Here is an 18603-nt window from a genome sequence, read left to right on the forward strand (position 1 = left end):
CATCCCTTGCGCTGCATTTTAAAGCATTGCTTAAAACTGGCTCAGGAAGTCGTGTATGGGAAACAAAAAGTTTTTCTTACGGACTCAAAATATATTTTGAGATCCTCATTTTGACCTTTCAAAAGTAGAGAGATTGCCTACGAAAAGGCAAAAAAATTAAATCAATCAAATGAGGCCGTGCTGATTTAAAAAAAATCTAATATTGAACATTTTTTGATTTATGAAAGAGATCTGATAAAAATAAATCTTTGAATAAACTACCCATCGCCCCATTCAAGGTAAATGTTAAACAAGCAAGGCTTTCAGCAAACTCGCTATTCTTAAGGTATGCTGTTTATTGCCCTTTTGTTCCATCACCTTATGTTCAATTCGCCATAAATAATCAAAAATTTCCGACTCGCTTGCATTTTCATTCAGCATGTTAAAAATTTTTGGTAAATAATCCTCATATTCATCCCGCATGGACGGATTACAACAAATCCCCAAGGGATCCCATTCCTGCAGTAAAATTTTATGTATGGCATGCAATAATGTGACATCTTTTTTTTGTGCGGCTTCCATACACCCCCCTAAAATTTCATATAACAATCATACAAATAGGATATTTCCTGTTCAATAATAGATAATCCATTGCGATCAGCAAAATACTGATATAACCCTTGCAGATTTGCTGTTAATCCTTTTTTTTATCCCTAAAAAATGATTTTTTAGATTATCTCTTACATTAAAAGTTGTATCACTCATTCAAGCTAATTCCAAGCCCTTCAGCATTTTAATTTTCTACAATTCCGGCATAAAAAATATCAAAATTTAAATGGTAGGTTTTTGGTAGGTGGGATTTTTTTTCGCTTCATTGAATACTCAAATCACGGTGAGGGTCACCGATAATACAATGAATGGTAGAAGGAATCGCACCATGGCTTTTAAAAATATTGCAGATCAAACCAACGGTTTTTATATTCCCTGTGTTTCACTTTTCGGCCCAGGCTGTGCCAAAGAAATTGGCGCAAAGGCACAAAGTTTAGGCGCAAAAAAAGCTTTAATTGTGACAGATGCAGGCCTGTTCAAATTTGGTGTGGCAGATAGCATTGCAGCTTATTTGAAAGATGCTGGTGTAGACAGTCACATTTTCCCGGGTGCAGAGCCTAACCCAACCGATATTAATGTCCATAACGGCGTTCAGGCTTATAACGAACATGCCTGTGACTTTATTGTGTCCCTAGGTGGTGGTTCATCGCATGACTGTGCCAAAGGGATTGGCCTGGTAACCGCTGGCGGTGGGCATATCCGTGACTATGAAGGGATTGATAAAAGCACCGTACCGATGACACCGCTGATTGCGATCAACACCACAGCGGGTACTGCATCTGAAATGACGCGCTTTTGTATCATTACCAATACCGAAACCCATGTAAAAATGGCCATTGTCGATTGGCGTTGTACCCCACTCATTGCCATTGATGATCCTAAATTAATGCTGGCCAAACCTGCAGCCTTAACTGCTGCAACAGGGATGGATGCTTTGACACATGCAGTTGAAGCCTATGTTTCCACTGCAGCCAATCCAATTACCGATGCCTGTGCAGAAAAAGCCATTAGCATGATTAGCGAGTGGCTCAGCCCTGCCGTTGCCAATGGTAATAATCTGGAAGCACGTGATGCTATGAGCTATGCGCAATATCTTGCCGGCATGGCCTTTAACAATGCATCACTCGGTTATGTCCATGCGATGGCACATCAGCTGGGCGGTTTCTACAACTTGCCACACGGAGTATGTAATGCTGTATTACTTCCGCATGTATGCGAGTTTAACCTGATTGCCTGCCCGGACCGTTATGCCAAAATCGCCCAGTTAATGGGGGTAAATACAGAGGGCTTAACCGTAACTGAAGCAGCTTATGAAGCGATCCAGGCGATTCGTCAACTTTCAGCCTCAATTGGCATTCCATCAGGTTTAGCTGAATTGGGCGTAAAAGAAGACGACTTAGCCATCATGTCAGAAAATGCACAGAAAGATGCCTGCATGCTAACCAACCCACGTAAAGCCAGCCATGCTCAAGTGGTTGATATATTCAAAGCGGCGCTGTAAGTCCTCAAGGTAAGTCTTCTCCCCAATCTTTGACTTACACTTTTAGCAACCAAGGTTTGCACTTCATCAAGAAGTGCGCCAAGAAAAAGTATCCGGTACCCTTTCTTGGCTTATCCTGTTCCTTTTATTACAGGATAAAGAACTGCGGTTGCTTCTTTTTTTATAAAAATAATTCAATTTGACAAATCACTGCTCATCAGGAAGGATAAGAAAAAAGCAGAGATTCTAAATGAGTATAAAAATAAGCAATGGCAGCACCCTTCCCCTTTATCAACGCGATGTATTAGGTACAGGCTATGAACAGGCCACTTTAAATTTCCCCGATGATTATGAAGGACAAGTTACTGCAACTTTAATCCGAAAAAAAGCAGCGCAAGCCACAAACAAAGCCGTATTATATATTCATGGTTTTATTGATTATTTTTTTCAAACCGAAATGGCAGAACAGTTCAACCAGCATGGTTTTGACTTTTATGCACTCGATTTGCGTAAATATGGCCGCTCGATTCTGCCTCATCAAAAATATTATAACGTACGTGAAATTGCCGAATACGATGCCGAAATTACTGAAGCCTTAAACATTATTGCGGCTGAAGGGCATGATGCCGTTCTGCTCTCTGGCCATTCGACAGGCGGACTCACCACCACTTTATATGCTGCACATCACCCTGATCATCCTTTAATTAAGGCACTCTGGGTCAATAGTCCCTTTTATGACTTCAACATGAATCCGATCAAAAAAAAGCTCGGCCTTCCCAATTTAAGCCGGGTCGGCAAAATTTGTCCGGATTTAAAAATTCCCAGCAATCTGAATAAATGGTATACCCCCAGCCTGCATAAAAATTTCCATGGCGAATGGTACTTTAATCTGGACTGGAAACCGCCTTCCTACCCTTTGGTACGCCTGAGTTTTGTAAGGGCAATTTTTGAAGCACAAAAAGAAATTCATCAAGGAGTGACATTAAATGTCCCTGCCTTGGTCATGCATTCACACCAAACCAAAAATCCGAAAAAATGGCATAAATATGCTCAAACCAGTGATGTGATTCTGGATGTCAAACATATAGACAAATATGCCAAAAAAATTAAAGGTGATGTCACCCTCAGCGAAATCAAAAATGGCTTACATGATTTGGTGCTGTCTGAAAAATCGGTGCGCGAAAATGTCTATCAACAGCTGTTTGAATGGCTAGAACTGAAAGGTTTATAAAGATAATGATGCAGCAATATTGGCATTAATTATCTTTATATTTAAGCAAAGTTTGATGCACGGGATGGGTTCTGGGCATCAGCTCAATCAAGCGCTCCACCGCATCAATCGCTTCAGGAAAACGTGCCACATGTTTAAGTAAAACATCGGTTTCATTGGCTTTGAAGATGGCATCACTTAAACGTGATTCCAGACAATCACGCCAGGCACATAAAAAAGGACTTTCGGTTTTGGCTAAAAATATGCCGGTGCACAGTTTTAAGGCCGAATCAATATAGCCGGCATCCAAAGACTGTTCTGTCAATAAAAAGTCAGCCTCGACATGGGCCAACAACCGATAAGGTCTGGAACCCAGCATACCACCCAGTACATCACGCAACTGTGACATTTCTGCTTTTAAGGTGCCTATACTGACTTTTCGCTCACCATATAGAGCCTGATGTAGATTATCCAGGCTTAAACCTTGCGGACACAAAGCCAGAATGGTCAATATTTCAATTTGGCGTGGGGTCAAAACCAGCACCTTGCCATTAAACAAAACCTGAGGCACGGAAAAAGCCCGAATAAACAGACGCTGCTTTTGGTATTCCAGCAAAGCCGATTGAATAATCGAAGCACAGCGTTCCGCTGCAAGCAGTCCCAAACTGTTATGCTTTTGCCAGGTGGTCGACAGGTCAATCACCCCCAATACCTGTTTGGAATAAGGATCAATAATCGGGGCAGCATAACAGACCCAATCATGAATGGAAGGCATGTAATGTTCGTTAGAAAAAACGCAACTCGATTGCTGGGTTTTTAATGACAGTGCCAAAGCATTGGTTCCGACCAGTTCCTCGCGCCATTGCCCGCCTTCAATAAAATGTACACTTTCTGCTGCACTCTGCATTTGTGGGCTGGATGCCGTCCAGATAATGGTGCTACCGATATCCCCGACTGCAATCACCATCGAAGACTGTTCGGCAATATGCTTTAAGTCCTGTGCGCAATGTTGCAAGGCATTTGCCAAAGCCGAAGGATAGGTTTCTTTTTGTAAGTGAGCCAGTGGTGCAGCCAAACGGTCCTTTGGAATTTCGGCCGAGGATGAACGTTGCCAGGAACTCGCAATACTTTGACCCAGTTGTTCTGCATGTAAGGCAGATAAACTGCTACTTTGCCTAAACTGATCAATTTTATGCCTTTTTTGCATCAAATTTTGTTTTGTCATCATTCCTTATTCTCACAACAATTCATGATTTACATCCACTGTAATCGCTATTTTTTATGCTGGATTGAAAAGATTGTAAACCTTCTTGTATCCAACCTTTCTCCAACCTTATTCAGGTTATGCTAATCATATAATGTACACAAGTACCTTATATACCAAAGCTGTAGATACGGTTTTAAGACACTAAAATAAGCAAAGGAAATACATATGCGTTACGTCGATCCTAACCAACCTGGTTCAAAAGTTCAGTTTAAAGCCCAATATGAAAACTTCATTGGTGGACAATGGGTAGCTCCTGTCAAAGGAGAATACTTTGACAATATTTCGCCTGTAGATGGCAAAGCCTTCACCAAAGTTCCGCGTTCTAGCGTTGAAGATATTGAACTGGCTCTTGATGCGGCACATAAAGCCAAAGCCCAATGGAACAAGTCATCGCCAACGACCCGTTCCAATATCCTGTTAAAAATTGCCGACCGTTTAGAAGCCAATCTGGAGCTTTTGGCGGTTGCTGAAACCTGGGATAATGGTAAGCCGATTCGTGAAACCCTGGCTGCCGATATTCCTTTGGCGATTGATCATTTCCGCTATTTTGCCGGCTGTATCCGTGCACAAGAAGGCGGCATTTCAGAAATCGATGAAGATACCATTGCCTACCATTTTCATGAACCTTTAGGTGTAGTCGGACAAATCATTCCATGGAACTTCCCGATTTTAATGGCAACCTGGAAACTGGCTCCGGCTCTGGCTGCAGGTAACTGTATTGTTTTAAAACCGGCTGAACAAACTCCGGTCAGTATTTTGGTGCTGGTTGAACTGATTCAAGACCTGCTGCCTGCAGGTGTATTAAACGTTGTGAATGGTTATGGCGTTGAAGTGGGTCGCCCATTGGCTACCAACCCACGTATTGCCAAAATTGCATTTACCGGCTCAACAGCTGTCGGTCAGCAGATCATGCAATATGCAACCGAAAATATTATTCCAGTCACACTGGAGCTGGGCGGTAAATCACCGAACATTTTCTTTGAAGATGTCATGGCGCAACAAGATGACTACCTAGAAAAAGCGCTGGAAGGTTTTACCATGTTCGCCCTGAATCAGGGGGAAATCTGTACCTGTCCATCACGTGCTTTGGTTCAGGAAAGTATTGCTGACCAGTTCTTAGAAATGGCAGTAGAGCGTGTAAAACGCATTAAGACCGGTCATCCGCTAGATACCGACACCATGATTGGTGCACAGGCTTCTCAGGAACAACAAGACAAGATTCTGGGCTGTATCGCGACAGGACGTGGAGAAGGTGCTGAACTACTGACGGGTGGTGAAGCACGCCATGAAGTCGGCCAAGGTTTCTACATTGAACCGACTATTTTCAAAGGCACCAATGACATGCGTACATTCCAGGAAGAAATTTTTGGACCGGTACTTGCAGTGACCACCTTTAAAGATTTTGATGATGCCATCAAAATTGCCAACGATACCATCTATGGTTTAGGTGCAGGTGTCTGGTCACGTTCAGCGCATACGTCGTATCGTGCAGGCCGTGCGATTGAAGCGGGTCGTGTATGGACCAACTGTTATCATATCTACCCTGCACATGCTGCATTCGGTGGTTATAAAAAATCAGGTATTGGCCGTGAAAACCACAAGATGATGCTCGATCATTACCAGCAAACTAAAAACTTGTTGGTGAGCTATGCAACCAAACCGATGGGCTTCTTCTAAAAACCTATCTGTGTAAAGTATAAATAAGCGAACTTCGGTTCGCTTTTTTTATGGAAGATCCTTAATCAAATCATTTAAGTTTAAACCTTCTTTTTTCTGCAAATTCGGGCTAAATTTCTATTATTGCAAATACCCTGAAAAAAACAGTATGATTACAGCCTCTCCAGATTTTCCTGACACCATTTATGCCATTCAACATCTTGCCTTTGAAGACTTGGGGGCATTAGAAGATGTATTTTATCAACTCGGCTTTCGGGTGCGTTATTTTGAAGCTGGCGTCGATGACCTAAGCAAGGCATTTCAGCACAAAGGTTTGACCATTATTTTAGGTGGACCGATTGGAGTGTATGAAACTGATGACTACCCTTTCTTACAACAAGAAATAGACTTACTAAAAGTACGCTTAAAAGAAAACTTGCCAACCTTTGGCATCTGTTTGGGAGCTCAGCTGATCGCGCATGCTTTGGGTGCCAAAGTTTATGCAGGACATCAAAAAGAAATCGGTTGGAGCCAACTCAGCATTTCAGATGCAGCAAATAATCTGCTTGCGCCATTAGCTGAAACCCCAGTCTTACACTGGCATGGCGATACTTTCGACTTACCTGAACAAGCTACATTATTGGCAAGCTCTGAGGTTTATCCAAATCAGGCTTTTTCAGTGGGGAAAAACATTCTGGCTTTGCAGTTTCATATTGAAGTTGCAGCAGAAAGTCTGGAAAAATGGCTGATTGGCCATACCTGTGAATTGCGTAAAGCCAATATCAACATCCCTGCTTTGCGGTCAGATAATGAAAAATACGCCACTGCATTAGAATTGCAGGCACATGCTGTATTGCAGGCATATTTTAAACAGATTTCAGCAATTTAAATTAACTTGTTAAATTAACTTCCAATAAAAAAGCACCATCTCAATGGTGCTTTTTTATGAGCCAATTCGTACTTATTTTTTCGCAGGAACAGATGCTTCAGTGGTAATGTTTACCGTGATTTTATCGCCTACATTCGGAACATAAGCCCCTACGCCAAATGCTGAACGGTTGAATGAAGTCGTTGCATTGAAACCAATAGACTCAGCTTTAGTCATTGGGTGTACGCCCTGTTTGTTTAACACTGCATCTAAAACTACCGGTTTAGTTACATCTTTTACAGTCAGGTTACCCGTGATTTTGTATTTGTTTTTACCTAAAGCTTGAACTTTGGTACTTTTAAAAGTGATGTTTGGATACTTAGCTGCATCAAAAAAATCTGCTGTTTTTAAATGCTCATCCAATGCTTTTACGTTGGTATTTAAACTCGATAAAGGAATGGTCACATTTACAGATGAATTTGCAGGTTTTGCATTATCTACGTTAATTGTACCTTGAATGTCGCTAAAGTTTGCAGATGGGGTAGAAAAACCAAAATGGTTCCAGCTAAATACAGTCGCTGTATGGGTTGGATCAATTTGGTAAGCCACCGGTTTTGCCAAAGACAATGTTGCTACCGATGCTACCGCCAAACCTAAAGTTATTGCTTTGAAATTCATGTGTCATTATCTCGCTTTGGAATGGTTATTAGTCTATACCTTTCTTATCTTAATTCACCGATATAGATAAAACGATATGTTGCAAGAATAGAACAATTACCGGCTTACCTAGGGCAATAAATGAAACGATGCAATGTTATTATTTTAATATATTGATAATTATCATAAATTATTTTAAATCGTGATCTGCAACTTTATGCCCTTGCAGCTTTCTTGTCTTTTTATTCATAATTTAATACAAAAATCTACAGTTGATTAAAATCATGATGATAAGTAATGCAAATTAGGCTATACACAACAGATGAATTCTAAATTTCCAAAATAATTAAAGCCCCATTTGGGGCTTTTTACAGAGGTTTCATCTCTATAACTTTTCAACCAGAATGCGATCCACCTGTTTCATACCGGTATGCTTCTCATGGTTTTTACGGCGGATTTTAATCACTTTATCTTCTTGCAGATCTTGCAGCATCAGTTCAACAGCCATCATGCTTGCAAGCGGCAAATCTTGACCGATCCACTTTTGCTCACCCGCATCCATCAGGACAATTTCATCATTAATCTGATCATAAAGGCTCATATTTTCCTCGCTTTGGCAGCACGCTGCCATTTATACTGAATACTCCAATGAATGATTAAATTTTAAACCTTCATTTTTAATCATTCGTTGAAATATCGTTATTTTAAAAAATAAAAGACGCCCCTTTTACTGAAGCGTCTTTTTAACAGTGAATTCGTGATGAATTAAGCTGTAATTTCTTTTACCGCTCCAACAACCGCTTCAGTGGTAATACCGAAGTACTGATACAAGTCTTTCGCTGGAGCAGACTCACCATAAGTGGTCATACCGATCACACGACCGTCAAGACCAACAAATTTCCACCAGTAATCGACATGAGCTGCTTCAACAGCAACACGTGCACGAATATGAGATGGAAGAACTGCTTCACGGTAAGCTGCATCCTGTTTCACAAATTCTTCTGCACACGGCATAGATACCACACGTACACCTTCAAGCTGTGCATGTGCTTCGATTGCCAATGAAACTTCTGAACCTGTAGCAATGATGATGGCTTTCAATTCGCCTTTTTCTTCAGCCAGTACATAACCGCCTTTAGCCACGTTCTCAATTTGTGCTTGAGTCCGTGTTTGGAATGGCAAGTTTTGACGAGAGAAGATTAACGCTGTAGGGCCTTCGCTACGTAACAATGCAGATTTCCAGGAAATAGAAGCTTCTACAGTGTCACATGGACGCCATGTATTTAAGTTAGGCGTACCACGTAAAGATGCGATTTGTTCTACCGGTTGGTGTGTAGGACCATCTTCACCCAGACCAATTGAGTCATGAGTATAAACATGAATCACACGCTGTTTCATCAGTGCAGACATACGCACTGCATTACGTGCATATTCCATAAACATCAAGAATGTAGCAACGTAAGGAATGAAACCACCGTGTAGTGCAACACCGTTGGCAATTGCAGTCATACCGAATTCACGTACGCCATAGTGTACGTAGTTACCCGCTGGATTGTCTTGTACACCTTGTGCACCTTTCCACAAAGTCAGGTTAGAACCTGCAAGGTCAGCAGAACCGCCTAGTACTTCTGGCAGTGAAGGTACAAGTGCTTGTAAAGCATTTTGGCTTGCTTTACGCGTTGCAATAGTTTCTGCTTTTGCATTCACTTCAGCGATATAAGCATCTGCTTTAGCAACGAAATCAGCCGGTAATTCACCGCTTAAACGACGTTTAAGTTCAGCCGCTTCAGCTGGGTATTTTGCAGCATAAGCAGCGAAAGTTTCGTTCCACGCAGCTTCAGATTGAGCACCTTTATCTTTTGCATTCCAAGCTGCATAAACGTCAGCAGGAATTACAAATGCTTCTTCTTTCCAGCCTAGCGCTTCACGAGTTAATGCAATCTCGTCATTACCGAGTGGGGCACCATGGCAATCTTCTTTACCTTGTTTATTTGGAGAACCTAAACCAATCACAGTTTTACAGATAATTAAAGTAGGTTTAGCGGTTTCAGCTTTTGCTGCAACAGTTGCTTGACGGATTTCAGCAGCATCGTGACCATCAACTTTAATCACTTGCCAGCCGTAAGCTAAGAAACGTTGCTCTGTATCGTCAGAGAACCAGCCTTCAACTTCACCGTCAATTGAAATGCCGTTGTCATCATAGTAAGCAACAAGTTTACCGAGACCCAAAGTACCTGCCAATGAACATGCTTCATGAGAAACACCTTCCATTAAACAGCCATCACCGAGGAAACAGTAAGTGAAATGGTCAACAACTTTAATGTCATCTTTGTTGAATTGCGCAGCTAAAGTTTTTTCAGCAAGTGCAAAACCCACAGCATTGGCAATACCTTGACCCAATGGACCAGTGGTTGTTTCAATACCCGGTGCATAACCCAATTCCGGGTGACCTGGAGTTTTAGAATGTAACTGGCGGAAAGATTTTAAATCTTCAATAGAAAGATCATAACCAGTCAAATGCAATAACGCATATTGCAACATAGAGCCATGGCCATTCGACAATACGAAACGGTCACGGTTGGCCCATTGTGGATTTGTTGGGTTATGATTTAAAAATTCACGCCAAACGACATCAGCGATGTCTGCCATCCCCATTGGAGCACCTGGATGTCCTGAATTTGCTTTTTGCACAGCATCCATTGCCAATACACGAATTGCATTTGCAATACGACGTTCGTTAAGCGGGGTTGTCATAGGTCAGAGTCCAACTAAATCGTTTAAAGAATATGATGAATAGGAAAATTCAAAGCTGGCTATATTGTCTTAAAAAAACAGCAAGGGGTAAAGCCTAATACTCAACATTTCACTATTTATTCGTGACTGGGCTTATTTTAATGCAGGCAGAGCTCAATTTCACATCATTTGCAAACACTTAGTTCATGGATAAATGTCATGACTGATTTATTTTGGAGCAAACTGAACTCCACCCTTCAGATTGATGAATAAACAGAAAAACCCAAAAAAATGAATAAAATTCAGCTTAAATATAACTAACTGAAAAATTCAACATCTTTTAATTTTTACTTTTATCGTATTAACTTTTATTCAATTTAATCGTCTCAAGCTTTATTAACTATAAATTTTCACCTAGAAAATGAAATAAATACATAATATTTATACTCTTATTCATATTATAAAATACATTTTCCAATCTCCATAAAAGTTTCCAATCAATAGCAGTCACACTTTTCAATCCCTGATTAAATATTTGCTTAACAAAATTCGTTCAGGCCTAAATTCCAGCTTTAAAGCCGAATTTCTTCTGCTTATCAGTTTTTTAGATGCATATATCAATTAAAAAGTCGTGAAATTGAAATAATTTCAGTCATTTTGGTCGTGTAGAACTAGTCCAAAAGTCTAACTCGATGTAACATATCGGGTCTTTAAAATTAACTGTGATAGGACTTATGCGCGAGTACGCTGTATTTACCTCGGAATCTGTAAGCGAAGGCCATCCGGATAAAATGGCTGACCAAATCAGTGACGCTATTTTGGATGCAATCTTAACAGAAGACCCATATGCACGGGTTGCTTGTGAAACGCTTGTAAAAACGGGTGCGGTAGTACTTGCCGGTGAAATCACAACAACTGCAAATGTTGACTTCGAAGCAATTGTACGTCAAACCGTAAATGGTATTGGTTATCACCATTCTGACCTTGGTTTTGATGGTTCAACCTGTGCTGTCATCAACATGATTGGTAAACAGTCTCCTGAAATTGCTCAAGGTGTAGACCGTCAAAAACCTGAAGATCAAGGTGCGGGCGACCAGGGTTTAATGTTTGGTTATGCAAGCCGTGAAACTGATGTTTTGATGCCTGCTCCTATTTCTTATGCACATCGCTTAATGGAAAAACAGGCTGAACTACGCCGTAATGGCCGTTTACCGTGGTTACGTCCAGATGCGAAAAGTCAGGTGACTTTTGCTTATGAAAATGGCATGCCTGTTCGTTTAGATGCAGTGGTATTATCAACCCAGCACGATCCTGAAATTTCACAAGCCAATCTTAAAGAAGCTGTGATTGAAGAAATCGTGAAGAAAATCATTCCTGCAGAAATGTTCCATGCAGCCACCAAATTCCACATCAACCCTACCGGTATGTTTGTGATTGGTGGTCCTGTAGGTGACTGTGGTCTGACTGGCCGTAAAATTATTGTCGATACTTACGGCGGTATGGCACGTCACGGTGGTGGTGCTTTCTCTGGTAAAGACCCATCTAAAGTTGACCGTTCAGCAGCTTATGCTGGCCGTTATGTTGCTAAAAATATTGTGGCAGCCGGTTTAGCAGACAAATGTGAAATTCAGGTGTCTTATGCAATTGGTGTTGCAGAGCCAACCTCTATTTCAATCAATACATTTAATACTGCAAAAGTGCCTGAAGAATTCATTATTCAATTGGTTCGTGAACACTTTGACTTGCGCCCGTATGGCATTACCCGCATGTTAGACCTGATTCAACCGATGTATAAGCAAACTGCTGCTTATGGTCACTTTGGCCGTCAAGGTTCAGATACTGCATTTACCTGGGAAAAAACAGATAAAGTTGAAGCGCTTAAAGCCTCTGCCGGACTGTAATTTTTTCATCAAAAAGCCCACATCTGTGGGCTTTTTTTGTTGCTGGAATTACACATTATTTGCTTTTCCCTCCTCCATTTAAAACATCGAGTAAAGAAATTTGCACCGGTGTTTCCTGATGGTCTTGCAAATAAACATGTACGACTTTAAAGATAATTACCGCAGCCAAGCATGTTAAAACACAAAAAATCCAGAAACCATAAGGGCTTTTAATATTATGTGAACCGCAATTTGTACATTCTTTTTCGGTTGATTCAACAACCTTGTTACAACAGGCACAATGATATTGATATAACATAAGTACACTCTTGCCAATTTTGTTTTTATTTTCCATCCGCTTATAGCCGATAGACTGGAGACTCACTAAAATCTTATGCCAGTCTTTTTTAAGATACAAGCTTATTTATCAATAATTAAAATTAACTCCAATATAAATATTTTAAATACTCACCCCAAATACTCATTTTTAATAAAATATATTCATTAACCATCAAAACCAAGAGACACTATTTGTAACACAATGGAATACCTCACAATTTAACCTGCAGGTTTTAATCCTCTCCCATGTGCTGATGTTTTTAGTTAAAATAGCAGTGAATGACTGGGAGTATTGAATGGTTCAACTGATTAAAAAAGGCGGCTTACGCGAACGTGCCAACCGTAGTCGGAGCTATCAGGGCTCTGAAAATACCGAAACCACATTAAGCCCCAATCGTTATGCACAGCCACAAAAAAATGAGGAAGTCATATCCACTACTCCCTCGTATACACCTGCAACTGATAATACCAGTAAAGGAAGTTAAAGCATGGCCAATGCGTCATACCATAACCAGATGGCAAAAATCAGGAATAATCCCCCCGAAATCACGTCAATATAACTGCCAGAACGCTGATATGCCGTTTTAATTTTTGGCATGGACAAAATCAGCATCAATAACGTAAAAACTAAAAAGGTTTGTATGGGAATAATGATAGCCAGCTGGGTTTTTAAATGCGTTGAAGCGGAAGAACTTAAGGCTAAAGAAAAAACACTACTAAAATAAATCAGCGTTTTGGGATTGGAGAGATTGGTGAAAAGTCCCTGCAACACATAGTTTTTAGCATCAGCTGTACCAGAGGGAGCATTGTCCTCTAAACGAGTGGCTTGCTGCAGGTTTTTGAGTCCTCCATTTAACATGGCCCAGCCCATACGTGCCAAAAATAAGCCCCCAACGAGCATTAAAACCTGTTGAATCCATGGGAACTGTTGAATCAGTACGGTAAAGCCCAGCAAGGTCAGCACCACCCAAACTACGATCCCTAAAGAAATTCCCAAAATAATTTTTAAGGTATTGGCTCTTGAAGTCGATGCTGAACTTTTGGCAATCAGTAAAACATCCGGCCCGGGGCTAAGCTGTGCAACAAAATGCAGTGCACAAATGGTCAAAAGCAATGACATAGCAATAAGGAAGAATTTTTAAAATCAGTATTATATCGCCTGTTCAATTTTTTGCATGGTTCCAGCTTTAAATAGTTTAGATAAAAATAAAGCACATAAAAAAGCCGAATCATCATTCGGCTTCAACTTTAAAAGAAAAGATGGATTTATTTATTCACATCTTTCATTTCAATTTTTTTCGCTTCCAGTGTTACTTCACGTGCTTCACCATCAATAATGCTGGAATCGTGACGCTGCGAACCACCTTGTTGCATGTCTTGCATTTGACGCATTAAATCGGCAAATGGATTCTGACCCTGAGCATCACCGCCCATACCATTCATGTTGCCCATCATGCCACCCATCATTTTATCCATCATGGCTTGCTGACGTTTTGCCATAGTTTTCATCATGACATTTTTAAAGGCATTCTGTACACCCGGAATCAAAATCAGCAATGCCAAAACATCGGTAATTAAACCCGGAATCAGCAGGAAAAAACCGGCCAAAATTTTAGGCAAATTATTAGTCAATGCAGGATCGCCTGCCATTTGCCCCATTTGCATTTGCTGCATCTGTGGCATGACCCCTGCCGAATATTTACGAATCAGGTTCATACCGATAAAGAAGGCTGCAACAAACCAGAAAAATACGTACCACATGCTGCCGACGAGGTCACCCACGCCAATCCAGACAAAAACTTCCAGGATTAAGCCAACCAGTACAATAAGAAATAATTTCATGAAAATTAATCTAATCTCAACAAAATGAATAAGGGGTAGTCATTAACTGCTTAATCACCATCAAGCTTTTTTGCTACGCTTATGTAACAATATGGGCATTATTTTATTTTTAAAGGCCTTGCATGTCATTAATTATCGGTATTGACCCCGGTTCACGCTTAACAGGTTACGGCATCATCGAAAGAGATGGGCAGAAACTGACTTTTGTAGATGCGGGAACCATTCGTACCGAAACTCCGGAAATGCCTGAACGCTTAAAACGGATTTTTGCAGGTGTGGAACGGATTGTTAAATTTCATGGTCCAACTGAAGCCGCGGTTGAACAGGTGTTTATGGCACAAAACCCGGACTCTGCGCTAAAACTGGGTCAGGCCCGTGGGGCCGCGATTGCCGCTTTGGTGAATCTGGATTTGCAGGTGGCCGAATATACCGCTCGTCAAATCAAGCAATCGGTCGTGGGTTATGGTGCAGCGGATAAAGAACAGGTGCAGATGATGGTGATGCGGATTTTAAATTTAAGCATCAAACCGCAACAGGATGCTGCCGATGCCTTGGCCGCAGCCATTTGTCATGCGCATGCCTCTGGCAGTATGAGTAAAATGGCAGTACTGAATGCCTTGGGTGGCATGGCACGTGGCCGTAGCCGATCTAGCGTGCGCAGACGCTAAGTCAATTCATGAAAGATATTGCGCAAAATTTTGACGCATTTCCCGGACTGAGGGTTGCTTGCTATAGGTAAAAGTTACTCTCCGGCCAAAACTTCGTATATTCTTTTTCTGGTTCGGATCAATCCGGATAAAAACCAGTTCATCCAGTTCGTTACGATGGTTGATTTCACAAATCATAATGGTCTGATTTTTTTCAATGACTTTATATTTGCCAAATTCTTTCTGCACAATGTCTTTAAATGATCTATTGGTTGAACCAGCATCAGCGCGCTGCGTATAGATGACGATGCCTATACAAACGATCACGACTATAGCCACCACCAGATATTTATCCATCTTTTCCCCTTAATCATTATTCTTATCAAGTTTTCATTTAACACAGGATTTTAAATTCTTTAAGATAAGCATCGGGCTGGACTGGTGTTTGAATAATCCGGGAGACCTCTGCCCGACTCGGCCCTACCCAACTTCGTTTTAAAAGCTCCTGAATGACCTGTTCATCGCCTACAACCAAGGCTTCAACTTCACCCGTTTGCAGATTCTGGACATAACCTTGCAGCTCTAACTCCAAGGCTTGCTTTGCAAACCAGCGCTGATAACCCACTCCCTGTACCTTGCCCTGAATTAGCAACTTCATCGCCTTATTCATATCAGCTTCCTGTATTTACTACACGATATACCGCATCATGCATATGATGGGCCTGCACACCACGCATGCCTTGCTGAGCCAATAAGTCACCCGCCAAAGCATGCAAAGTCACAATTTCATGCAGATGAATTTTTTCTGCAAATTGCGCTTTTAAACTTGCAGTCATACCGGCCAAGACATCGCCCATTCCTCCTGTCCCCATTCCGGCATTTCCAGCGGTACAAATCCACAATTGATCTTCCAGAATCAGACTACCTGAGCCTTTCAGCACCCACTGGCCAGCATATTTTTCCTGAAGTTGATGAATGGCTGCAATCCGGTCACTTTCCACCTCTTTTACCGAGCAACCTAACAGTTTTGCTGCCTCACCCGGATGTGGGGTTGCATAGCTATCCTGTTTTAATAATGCTGGATGTTCAGCCAGATACCATAGGGCATCAGCATCCAACACTACATGTAAATGTGCAGAGGAATTGATTTTAGGGAACCATTTAAAATACTGCTGTTCTGACCAGCTGTCACGGCCGAGTCCCATCCCGAAACTCACAGCATCAACATGATCTAAAAGTTGCTGAATCTCGGCTTTAGTTAAAGCGTTGATATCGCGTAACATGATATTGGGTGCACGGGCCAAAATTGCGGTGTGATGTTTTTCATGGCAGACGACCGTGACTTTTCCCGCCCCGGCACTAAAAGCCGATTCTGCCGCCATCATCACTGCTCCACCCATATCCGCGTGTCCACCGATAATGAGTACATGGCCATAACTGCCCTTATGCCCAAAAGCTTCGCGTTGCGGTAGTGAAATGCAATGAGGTGAAAGCTGTGCTATCGGTTTTAATTCTGCATCGGCAGGAATCAGGGAAATGACATCGACCTGTCCGGCAAACTCTTTGCCTTGTCCGGTAAACAGTCCAGCTTTTAAGCCTAAAGCTGTATAAGTGTAATCGGCTTTAATGGCACAGGTTAAGGGCTGACCACTATTGGCCTGTATCCCGCTGGGAATATCAATGGCAATTTTCAAACCAGTTTGAGCATTAATTGTTTGAATAATCTGCTGCCAGTCATCACTCAGTTCACGATTTAAACCAATCCCGAACAAGGCATCAATAAAGCAGTCATAGGGTTTCTGAAAGACAAAATCTGGATAAATTTTTATCCCTACATCTACCACTTCCTGATAGGCACTGTGTAAATCTTTTGATGTACCTAATTCAGCGGCATAAATATCAACATTAAAACCATATTGTTTTAAATATTTAGCCGTAAGATAACCATCGCCTGCATTATTACCCTGCCCACAGCAGACTGCGATATTTTGTATGTTGCGCTGTTGAAAAATATGCAATAAACGCTGCGCAATCTTCCAGGCTACTTGCTGCATTAAGCCATAAGAACTGTTTTGCTTGGCAAACCAGCGTTGCTCCCAGGCTTGAATACTTTGGCTATGATAAACAGGGCTATGGTAAACTTGCTGAGGCATTGTTCTTCCTTTTTTTATATCATTATGGCTTCTTCCACACCTTCACAAAAAATTCCTGTAGATCAACATGATCCTGAAGCGCTGAAAGCGTGGATTAAAGCGCAGGCGTTGCAATTAGGCTTTAGTGATTGTGTCATTGCCAAACCGGATGCTCAAGAAGAATTGCCACGTTTTCAAGAATATTTAAAACGTGGCTATCACGGCGAGATGAAGTTTCTGGAAGAAAATCTGGAAAAACGTGCCGATCCTACTTTGCTGGTGCCGGGAACCAAAAGCATTATCTGTGTGCGCATGAATTATCTGGTCGAAACACCCAAACCGCGCTATGTGCCCGATGAGCCCAATGCAGCCATCATTGCACGCTATGCCCGTGGCCGTGATTATCATAAAACCATGCGCGGTCGCTTAAAAACCCTCGCAACGAAAATTCGTGAAAAAGTCGGCGAGTTTGAGTCGCGTCCATTTGCAGACTCCGCACCGATCTTTGAAAAATCCTTAGCAGAAAATGCCGGCATGGGCTGGACAGGCAAACACACCCTGCTCATTCATAAAAAATCAGGTTCATTTTTTGTTTTGGGCGAACTGTTCACCTCGCTTGATTTGCCTTTTGATGGTCCAACCAGCAAACACTGTGGTTCTTGTACAGCGTGTATTGATATTTGCCCGACTCAAGCCATTGTTGAACCGTATATGCTTGATGCACGCAAATGTATTGCCTATTTAACCATTGAATATAAAGGCATCATTCCTGAAAACTTACGCCGTGGTATTGGTAATCGGGTTTTTGGCTGTGATGATTGTCAACTGATTTGCCCCTGGAACAGCTTTGCCAAGAAAGCCAGCATAGAAGATTTTAACCCACGACATGGTCTGGATCAGGTCAGTTTACTAGATTTATGGCACTGGGATGAAGCGACCTTTTTAGCCAGTACTGAAGGCAGTCCCATACGACGCACCGGTTATCAAAGCTTTATGCGAAATATTGCGATTGGCCTGGGTAATGCACCCTTTTCCAGCCAAATTATTGAAACTTTAAAGCAGACGCGTGATTTACATGATGAGATTGTGCAAGTCCATATTGATTGGGCCATTCAAGAACAGCTATTAAAATCCAATTAAATTTTTAAGCTAAATTTAAAATTTAATTCTCTTTTTTAAGATTCAAGATAGTGACAAAGTTTTGCCCTAAGAAAAAACATAAGCTCCAAATCAGAACAAACTTATAAAAATAATAAAAAAACTTTGCAGCGATATTTACAATAAAAAGCTTTAGTTTGTAACTA

At 41.3% G+C, this 18603-nt stretch carries 19 protein-coding genes; 8 read left to right on the forward strand and 11 right to left on the reverse strand.

Features of this window, described 5'->3' with window-relative positions:
* Positions 1 to 285: 285 nt before the first annotated feature.
* Positions 286 to 561 carry a hypothetical protein gene (locus B9T29_RS10425; protein ID WP_086175867.1) on the reverse strand — a complete coding sequence of 92 codons (276 nt, stop codon included), beginning with the start codon at positions 559 to 561 and terminating at the stop codon, positions 286 to 288.
* Positions 562 to 916: 355 nt separating this feature from the next.
* Here B9T29_RS10425 and mdh point away from each other — a divergent pair, with 355 nt between their 5' ends.
* Together mdh and B9T29_RS10435 are read left to right on the forward strand one after the other, a co-directional pair.
* Complete coding sequence (gene mdh / locus B9T29_RS10430) at positions 917 to 2089, forward strand: iron-dependent methanol dehydrogenase (RefSeq protein ID WP_086175868.1); 1173 nt, start codon at positions 917 to 919, stop codon at positions 2087 to 2089.
* Positions 2090 to 2318: 229 nt separating this feature from the next.
* Positions 2319 to 3299, forward strand: coding sequence for an alpha/beta hydrolase (locus B9T29_RS10435; protein WP_086175869.1), 981 nt, complete (start codon positions 2319 to 2321; stop codon positions 3297 to 3299).
* A gap of 25 nt (positions 3300 to 3324) precedes the next feature.
* Here B9T29_RS10435 and B9T29_RS10440 read toward each other — a convergent pair whose 3' ends face one another.
* On the reverse strand, positions 3325 to 4506 hold the full coding sequence (locus B9T29_RS10440; RefSeq protein WP_086175870.1) for a helix-turn-helix domain-containing protein: 1182 nt from the start codon (positions 4504 to 4506) through the stop codon (positions 3325 to 3327).
* 204 nt (positions 4507 to 4710) lie between these two features.
* Between B9T29_RS10440 and B9T29_RS10445 the strand changes: the two genes are divergently transcribed.
* Both B9T29_RS10445 and B9T29_RS10450 read left to right on the forward strand, forming a co-directional pair.
* Positions 4711 to 6222, forward strand: a complete 1512-nt coding sequence (locus tag B9T29_RS10445; protein ID WP_086175871.1) for an aldehyde dehydrogenase family protein — start codon at positions 4711 to 4713, stop codon at positions 6220 to 6222.
* Between the two features lie 148 nt (positions 6223 to 6370).
* Positions 6371 to 7090, forward strand: a complete 720-nt coding sequence (locus tag B9T29_RS10450) for a glutamine amidotransferase (protein WP_086175872.1) — start codon at positions 6371 to 6373, stop codon at positions 7088 to 7090.
* A gap of 72 nt (positions 7091 to 7162) precedes the next feature.
* Here B9T29_RS10450 and B9T29_RS10455 read toward each other — a convergent pair whose 3' ends face one another.
* The 3 genes from B9T29_RS10455 to tkt form a co-directional block, all read right to left on the reverse strand.
* A complete protein-coding gene (locus B9T29_RS10455) occupies positions 7163 to 7747 on the reverse strand; it encodes a YceI family protein (RefSeq protein ID WP_086175873.1) in 585 nt (194 codons plus the stop codon).
* 364 nt (positions 7748 to 8111) lie between these two features.
* Entirely contained in the window at positions 8112 to 8327 is a 216-nt protein-coding gene (locus B9T29_RS10460) for a hypothetical protein (RefSeq protein WP_086175964.1), read from the reverse strand.
* A gap of 164 nt (positions 8328 to 8491) precedes the next feature.
* Positions 8492 to 10480 carry a transketolase gene (gene tkt, locus B9T29_RS10465; RefSeq protein ID WP_086175874.1) on the reverse strand — a complete coding sequence of 663 codons (1989 nt, stop codon included), beginning with the start codon at positions 10478 to 10480 and terminating at the stop codon, positions 8492 to 8494.
* Positions 10481 to 11193: 713 nt separating this feature from the next.
* Here tkt and metK point away from each other — a divergent pair.
* Entirely contained in the window at positions 11194 to 12360 is a 1167-nt protein-coding gene (gene metK / locus B9T29_RS10470) for a methionine adenosyltransferase (protein WP_086175875.1), read from the forward strand.
* A gap of 55 nt (positions 12361 to 12415) precedes the next feature.
* Here metK and B9T29_RS10475 read toward each other — a convergent pair whose 3' ends face one another.
* On the reverse strand, positions 12416 to 12658 hold the full coding sequence (locus tag B9T29_RS10475; protein WP_086175965.1) for a hypothetical protein: 243 nt from the start codon (positions 12656 to 12658) through the stop codon (positions 12416 to 12418).
* 316 nt (positions 12659 to 12974) lie between these two features.
* Here B9T29_RS10475 and B9T29_RS10480 point away from each other — a divergent pair, with 316 nt between their 5' ends.
* Positions 12975 to 13163 carry a hypothetical protein gene (locus B9T29_RS10480; protein WP_086175876.1) on the forward strand — a complete coding sequence of 63 codons (189 nt, stop codon included), beginning with the start codon at positions 12975 to 12977 and terminating at the stop codon, positions 13161 to 13163.
* Here the strand turns inward: B9T29_RS10480 and B9T29_RS10485 are convergent.
* Both B9T29_RS10485 and B9T29_RS10490 read right to left on the reverse strand, forming a co-directional pair.
* Positions 13160 to 13798 (reverse strand): LysE family transporter, encoded by a 639-nt coding sequence (locus B9T29_RS10485; RefSeq protein WP_086175877.1) that lies wholly within the window; start codon positions 13796 to 13798, stop codon positions 13160 to 13162. The two genes, B9T29_RS10480 and B9T29_RS10485, sit on opposite strands and share 4 nt — an antisense overlap.
* A gap of 146 nt (positions 13799 to 13944) precedes the next feature.
* Complete coding sequence (locus tag B9T29_RS10490; protein WP_086175878.1) at positions 13945 to 14520, reverse strand: FxsA family protein; 576 nt, start codon at positions 14518 to 14520, stop codon at positions 13945 to 13947.
* Positions 14521 to 14642: 122 nt separating this feature from the next.
* Between B9T29_RS10490 and ruvC the strand changes: the two genes are divergently transcribed.
* Entirely contained in the window at positions 14643 to 15188 is a 546-nt protein-coding gene (gene ruvC, locus B9T29_RS10495; protein ID WP_086175879.1) for a crossover junction endodeoxyribonuclease RuvC, read from the forward strand.
* A 6-nt stretch (positions 15189 to 15194) separates the two neighbouring features.
* Here the strand turns inward: ruvC and B9T29_RS10500 are convergent, their stop codons facing one another.
* The 3 genes from B9T29_RS10500 to B9T29_RS10510 are packed head-to-tail and all read right to left on the reverse strand — an operon-like array spanning position 15195 to position 17320.
* Positions 15195 to 15524, reverse strand: coding sequence for a hypothetical protein (locus B9T29_RS10500; protein WP_086175880.1), 330 nt, complete (start codon positions 15522 to 15524; stop codon positions 15195 to 15197).
* A 37-nt stretch (positions 15525 to 15561) separates the two neighbouring features.
* Positions 15562 to 15837: an acylphosphatase gene (locus tag B9T29_RS10505; protein ID WP_086175881.1), complete on the reverse strand. Its 276-nt coding sequence runs from the start codon at positions 15835 to 15837 to the stop codon at positions 15562 to 15564.
* A gap of 1 nt (position 15838) precedes the next feature.
* Positions 15839 to 17320: an NAD(P)H-hydrate dehydratase gene (locus tag B9T29_RS10510; RefSeq protein ID WP_086175882.1), complete on the reverse strand. Its 1482-nt coding sequence runs from the start codon at positions 17318 to 17320 to the stop codon at positions 15839 to 15841.
* Positions 17321 to 17344: 24 nt separating this feature from the next.
* On the opposite strand from B9T29_RS10510, the gene queG reads away from it, so the two are divergent.
* Positions 17345 to 18439, forward strand: coding sequence for a tRNA epoxyqueuosine(34) reductase QueG (gene queG / locus B9T29_RS10515; RefSeq protein WP_086175883.1), 1095 nt, complete (start codon positions 17345 to 17347; stop codon positions 18437 to 18439).
* The last annotated feature ends 164 nt before the right edge of the window (positions 18440 to 18603 follow it).

This window comes from Acinetobacter sp. ANC 3903, assembly GCF_002135315.1.
In the GTDB taxonomy this organism is placed as follows: domain Bacteria; phylum Pseudomonadota; class Gammaproteobacteria; order Pseudomonadales; family Moraxellaceae; genus Acinetobacter.